5 protein-coding genes are annotated in these 6312 nt (G+C 61.1%); all 5 read left to right on the top strand.

Features of this window, described 5'->3' with window-relative positions:
* Positions 1-1276: amino acid permease (locus tag EN750_RS14000; RefSeq protein ID WP_127396764.1), on the top strand; the 1276-nt coding region annotated here is incomplete at its 5' end.
* A gap of 86 nt (positions 1277-1362) precedes the next feature.
* Positions 1363-2733, top strand: coding sequence for a glutamine synthetase family protein (locus EN750_RS13995; RefSeq protein ID WP_127396763.1), 1371 nt, complete (start codon positions 1363-1365; stop codon positions 2731-2733).
* 125 nt (positions 2734-2858) lie between these two features.
* Positions 2859-4247, top strand: a complete 1389-nt coding sequence (locus EN750_RS13990) for an aldehyde dehydrogenase family protein (protein ID WP_127396762.1) — start codon at positions 2859-2861, stop codon at positions 4245-4247.
* Positions 4248-4264: 17 nt separating this feature from the next.
* Positions 4265-5437: an iron-containing alcohol dehydrogenase gene (locus EN750_RS13985; protein WP_127329395.1), complete on the top strand. Its 1173-nt coding sequence runs from the start codon at positions 4265-4267 to the stop codon at positions 5435-5437.
* 242 nt (positions 5438-5679) lie between these two features.
* The coding region (locus EN750_RS13980; RefSeq protein WP_145967637.1) for an ABC transporter substrate-binding protein at positions 5680-6312 on the top strand (633 nt) is incomplete at its 3' end.

Raw genomic sequence — 6312 nt, 5'->3', positions numbered from 1 at the left:
CCTTTATCATTGGGCGTCGATCCTCGGCAACCGTTTCACCGGCTGGCTCACCGCCTGGCTCAACCTGTTCGGCCTGATCACCGTGCTCGGCGCGATCAATATCGGCACTGCGTTCTTCTTTGTCGGAACGTTCGGCAGCTGGTTTGGCATCACTGGCACGCCGGGCGAAATCGTCGGGTTCGTCGCCTTCATCACCGTGCTGCAGGCGCTGTTCAACCATTTCGGCATCAAACTGACGGCAATGCTCACCGATGCTTCGGGCTTTCTTATTCTGGGCGCAACAGCAGTGCTGATCGTGGCCTGCCTGGTGTTCGCACCGGCAATCGACATCAGCCGGCTGTGGACGTTCACCAACTATTCAGGCGATGCGGGCGGCGGTGTTTTTCCGCAAACCGACTCCATGAGCTACCTGTTCCTGCTCTGCCTGCTGCTGCCGGTGTACACCATCACCGGCTATGACGCGTCGGCACATACCTCCGAAGAGACCCTCAAGGCGGCACACTCGGTTCCGCGCGCGATCGTTTCGTCCGTGCTCTGGTCGTCGCTGATCGGCTGGGTGATGCTGTGTGCGATCGTTCTGGCCATCCCAGACCTGGCGGCCGGCGCCAAGCAGGGCTGGAGCGTGTTCTTCTCGACCATGGACGCGATCCTGCCGGTGTGGCTGAAGGAACTGCTTTATCTGGCGATCCTGATCTCGCAATTCCTCTGCGGCCTCGCCACAGTGACGTCGGCCTCGCGCATGCTGTTTGCCTTCTCTCGCGACGGCGGCATGCCGATCGGTTCGGCTTCGCTCGCCAAGGTCAACCCGACCTGGCGCACGCCGGTCAATGCGATCTGGACGGCCGCGATCCTCGAGATCCTGTATGTGTTCCTTGCCCAGTTCATTTCGATCGGCGGCACCAACATCTACACCATCGTCGTCAATTCGACGCTGGTGTTCCTGTTCCTGTCGTTCATCATCCCGATCGTGCTCGGCATGCTGGCTTTCGGAACGGCGAAATGGCCGACTCCAGGCCCGTGGAATCTCGGCGCTGGGCTGTTCAAGCTGTTCTGCGCGCTATCGATCGTCGGCATGGTAATCATCTTCTACATCGCCATCCAGCCGCCGAACGACAAGGTGCTTTACATCACCATAGGCTTCATCGTGCTGACCGCCCTGCTTTGGTTCGGTTTCGAGAACCGTCGCTTCCAGGGTCCGCCGATCGGTGACCAGATTGCCAAGCGCCAGGCCGCGATCAAGGCAGCCGAGGTGGCTATCGGCGAAGCTGGCGCCTGATATCGCCCTTTGTGGCCATGGCCGGCCTCGCGCCGGCCATGGCTGCGTTTTCCCTTTCAATCGACAAGCGCTGGAGTGCCAAAGGAATGGCCGGAAATTTCTCGTTCGATCAGTTGAAGAAAGCGGTCTCCAGCGGTGAGATCGACACCGTGCTGGCCTGCATCGTCGACATGCAGGGACGGCTAGCGGGAAAACGCTTCCTGGCGCAGTACTTCGTCGATTCCGCGCATGACGAAACGCATGGCTGTAATTATCTGCTGGCCGCAGACATCGATATGGAGCCGGTGCCCGGCTACAAGGCGGCGAGCTGGTCGAAGGGCTATGGCGACTTCGTCATGAAGCCGGATCTCGCCACGCTGCGGCGCATTCCCTGGCTGGAAAAGACCGCACTCGTGATCTGCGACGTGCTCAACCACCACACCCATGATGACCTGCCACATTCGCCGCGCGCCATCTTGAAGAAGCAGGTCAAGCGGCTGACGGAGCGCGGCTATATAGGCTATTTTGCTTCCGAGCTTGAATTCTATCTGTTCAACGAGACATACGATTCCGCCCGCAAGAAGCACTGGCAAGGTCTCGATACCGCATCGCCCTATATCGGCGACTACCAGATCGGCATCACCACCAAGGAAGAAGGCGTCATGCGCCGGCTTCGCAACGAGATGGAAGCGGCCGGCATTCCGATCGAGAATTCCAAGGGCGAGTGGGGTCCGGGTCAGGAAGAGATCAATGTGCGCTACGCCGAGGCGCTCGACATGGCCGACCGTCACGTCATCCTCAAGAACGGCGCCAAGGAAATCGCGGAGTCCGAGGGCAAGGCGATTTCGTTCATGTCCAAATACAATTACGGGCTCGCCGGCAATTCCAGCCACATCCACAATTCGCTGTGGAGCGCCGACGGCAAGACTCCGCTGTTCTTCGACAAAACCGCCGACTGGACGCTGTCGACGCTTGGCCAGCAATGGGCCGCCGGCCAGCTCAAATACGCCAAGGAATTCACCTGGTTCCTGGCGCCCTACATCAACTCCTACAAGCGCTTCCAGGCCGGCACCTTCGCGCCGACCAAGATCATGTGGAGCGAGGACAACCGTACCGCCGGCTTCCGCCTGTGCGGCGAGGGCACCAAGGGCATCCGCATGGAATGCCGCATCGGCGGCGCCGATCTGAACCCGTATCTTGCGTTCGCAGCGCTGATCGCTGCCGGTCTTGCCGGCATCGACGAGAAGCTGGAATTGCAGAAGCCGTTCGTCGGCGATGCCTATCAGGCATCGCGCCTGCCGGAGATTCCGAAGACGCTGCGCGATGCCACCGAGACGCTTGCGAAGTCGAAGATGCTCAAGCAGGCGCTCGGCGAGGATGTGCTCGAACACTATGTCCACACCGCAAAGTGGGAGCAGCTCGAATACGACCGCCGCATCACGGATTGGGAACTGCACAGAGGGTTCGAGCGGTACTAGGTATCGACGGTTCGTCGGCGCCCCTTCACTTTTACCCTCTCCCCGTGGGGGAGAGGGTGCCGGCACGCAGATGAGGGACAGCGCCAGGCCATACGATTTTGTTGTAGAATACGAGGACTTACAAAATGACCGAGACGGTCAAACTCATATCCCCCATCGACGGTTCGATCTATGCCGAGCGACCGATCGCGACCGACCAGGCGATCAATGCCGCGGTCGAGCGTGCCAAGGCGGCTCAGGAGAAGTGGGGGCTGACGCCAATCGTCGAGCGCGGCAAGTACATGCTCGCCATGCTGGAAGCGCTGGTCGCGATATCAGACGAGATCGTGCCGGAGATCGCCTGGCAGATGGGGCGGCCCGTACGCTATGGCGGCGAGTTCGGCGGGGTCAGGGAACGCACCACCTACATGGTCGAGATCGCCGAGCAGGCGCTCAAGTCGGTGCCGGCCTCCAACCCGAAGGATGGCTTTCGCCGCTATGTGAAGAAGGACCCGCTTGGCGTCGTCATGGTGATCGCGCCGTGGAATTATCCTTACCTCACCGCCGTCAACACCATCGTGCCGGCGCTGATGGCCGGCAACACCGTGATCCTCAAGCATGCGGCGCAGACGCTGCTGGTCGGCGAGCGCTTCCAACAGGCTTTCGACGGAGTGGGTCTGCCCAAGGGCGTGTTCCAGAATGTCGTGCTGAACCATGCGCAGACCGAAAAACTGCTCGGCTCCGGCAAGATCGACCATGTCAATTTCACCGGTTCGGTCGGTGGCGGCCGCGCCATCGAAAAGGCTGCGGCCGGCACCTTCATGACGCTCGGCCTCGAACTCGGCGGCAAGGATCCGGCCTATGTCCTGCCGGATGCCAAGATGGATCATGCCGTCGCCAATCTGGTCGACGGCGCCTTCTACAATTCCGGCCAGTGCTGCTGCGGCATCGAACGCGTCTATGTGCACGAGAAGGTCTATGACGAATTCGTCGAAGGCTTCATCGCCGAGACAAAGAACTATGTCGTCGGCAATCCGCTCGACCAGGCGACGACGATGGGGCCGATGGCGCAGGCGCGCTTCGCCGACCTGATCCGTGAACAGAAGGCCGAGGCGCTGCGCAAGGGCGCGGTGGCGCACGTCAACATGAAGGTGGCTAACGACAAGGCCGGTTCGCCCTATCTGGCGCCGGAAGTGCTTACCAATGTTGACCATCAGATGAGCGTCATGCGCGAAGAGAGCTTTGGACCGATCGTCGGCATCATGAAGGTGCGTAACGACGAAGAGGCGATCGCGCTGATGAACGACAGTCCTTACGGGCTGACGGCTTCGATCTGGACCCGCGATACCGAGCATGCGGTTGCGATCGGCAACCGCGTCGAGACCGGCACGGTGTTCATGAACCGCTGCGACTACCTCGATCCGGCACTGGTCTGGACCGGCGTCAAGGACACCGGCAAGGGCGCGGGCTTGTCGGCCATCGGCTATGACAATCTCACCAGGCCGAAATCATTCCATCTGCGCGAAGCCATCTGATTTATTGAAAGACAAAAATGTCCAAGCTGATCTCCAAATGGAACTACCCCACCACCGTCCGCTTCGGCGCCGGCCGCATCAAGGAATTGCCTGAGGTGCTGGCGGCCACCGGCATCAAGCGGCCGTTGTTCGTCACCGACCCTGGACTGGCGAAACTGCCGGTCGTCGCCTCGACCCTAGAGATCCTCGACGATGCGAAGGTCCCTTACGGCGTTTTCTCCGAGGTCAGGCCGAACCCGGTCGAATCCAACCTGACCGCCGGCATCGCCGTGTTCAAGAAGGGCAAGCATGACGGCGTCATCGCCTTCGGCGGCGGCTCGGCGCTCGATCTCGGCAAGCTGATCGCCTTCCAGGCCGGGCAGGTCAGGCCGGTGTGGGATTTCGAGGATGTCGACGACTGGTGGACGCGCGCCAATTCGGATGCCATCGCGCCGATCATCGCCGTGCCCACCACCGCCGGGACCGGATCGGAGGTCGGCCGCGCCGGCGTCATCACCAATGAGGCGACGCACACCAAGAAGGTCATCTTCCATCCCAAATTGTTGCCGGCTATCGTCATTGCCGATCCGGAGCTTTCGGTCGGCATGCCGGGCTTCATCACCGCCGGTACCGGCATGGATGCGCTGGCCCATTGCCTCGAAGCCTATTGCGCGCCCGGCTACCATCCGATGGCCGACGGCATCGCCGTCGAAGGCGTGAGGTTGGTCTTCGAGAACCTGCCGAAGGCCTATGCCAACGGCGGGGATCTCGTTGCGCGCGCCCATATGATGAGCGCCGCCGCCATGGGCGCCACCGCCTTCCAGAAAGGGCTCGGCGCCATCCATTCGCTGTCGCACCCGGTCGGCGCGCTCTACGACACCCATCACGGCATGACCAACGCGGTGTTCATGCCCTATGTTCTGGCCTTCAACCGGGACTCCATCGAGGAGCGTATCGGCCGGCTCGCCGCCTATTGCGGCATCAAGGGCGGCTTTGACGGCTTCGCCAAAGCCATCATCAAGCTTCGCAAGGAACTGAAGGTGCCGCATGCACTGCCCGGCCTTATCAAGGGGCTCGACATGGACAAGAAGCGTAAGACGCTGATCGCCGATATGGCGGTGGTCGATCCGACTGCCGGCGGCAACCCGGTCAAGCTGACCAAGAAGGCGGCGCTGACCTTGCTCGAAAACGCCATCGCCGGCACGATCTGAGGCGTTTTCCGCGCCGCAAAGTGATCTGAAAAGGGGCTATGAAAACAAGGGGGAGGATGACGGGCAAGGCAAAAACTAATTAGCCGGAAAAAGAATCGCGGAGCGATTGCTACATCAGGTTAAAAAGAGTTTACTTTTTCGCACTGCGAGCAGCCGCTTTCACAAAGCTTTCATCTGGCTGTCACATGAAAACGATACCGCATCGCAGGCGTCCAACGGCGTCAGTTCAACGGAGAGAACACATGTTCAAATTCACGGGGAAAGTGCTTTCCCTTTCGGCCGCGGCGCTTTTCGCGTCGACGGTGATTTCGTCCGCGGATTCGCTGGACGATCTCGTCAAGGCCGCCAAGGCGGAAGGCCAGCTCACCACCATCGCGTTGCCGCATGACTGGTGCGGCTACGGCGACGTCATTGCAGGCTTCAAGGCGAAGTATCCGGAAATCACCGTCAACGAACTCAATCCCGATGCCGGTTCCGGCGACGAGATCGAGGCGATCAAGGCCAACAAGGACAACAAGGGCCCGCAGGCGCCCGACGTCATCGACGTCGGCCTGTCCTTCGGCCCGACCGCCAAGGCTGATGGCCTGATCCAGCCCTACAAGGTGTCGACCTGGGACTCGATCCCCGACAGCGCCAAGGATGCCGAAGGTTTCTGGACCGGCGACTATTACGGCGTGCTTTCCTTCCAGGTGAACAAGGATCTCGTCAAGGAAGCTCCGGCCGACTGGGCCGACCTGCTGAAGCCGGAATTCGCCAACTCGGTGGCCCTTGCCGGTGATCCGCGTGCCTCGAACCAGGCGATCCAGGCGGTTTATGCCGCCGGCCTGTCGTCAGGCGCCGCCGCTGGTGAAGCTGCCGGTACCGCTGGCCTCGAC

The organism is Mesorhizobium sp. M7A.F.Ca.ET.027.03.2.1, from assembly GCF_003999175.1.
GTDB lineage: Bacteria > Pseudomonadota > Alphaproteobacteria > Rhizobiales > Rhizobiaceae > Mesorhizobium.
The sequence above is the reverse complement of the archived record's forward strand: the minus strand, read 5'-3'. Positions and strand labels throughout refer to the sequence as shown.

Bases quoted from the DNA above. Each gene is read 5' to 3' on its own strand.
- EN750_RS13995 (WP_127396763.1), top strand. From the start codon at position 1,363: ATGGCCGGAAATTTCTCGTTCGATCAGTTGAAGAAAGCGGTCTCCAGC.
- EN750_RS13990 (WP_127396762.1), top strand. From the start codon at position 2,859: ATGACCGAGACGGTCAAACTCATATCCCCCATCGACGGTTCGATCTAT.
- EN750_RS13985 (WP_127329395.1), top strand. From the start codon at position 4,265: ATGTCCAAGCTGATCTCCAAATGGAACTACCCCACCACCGTCCGCTTC.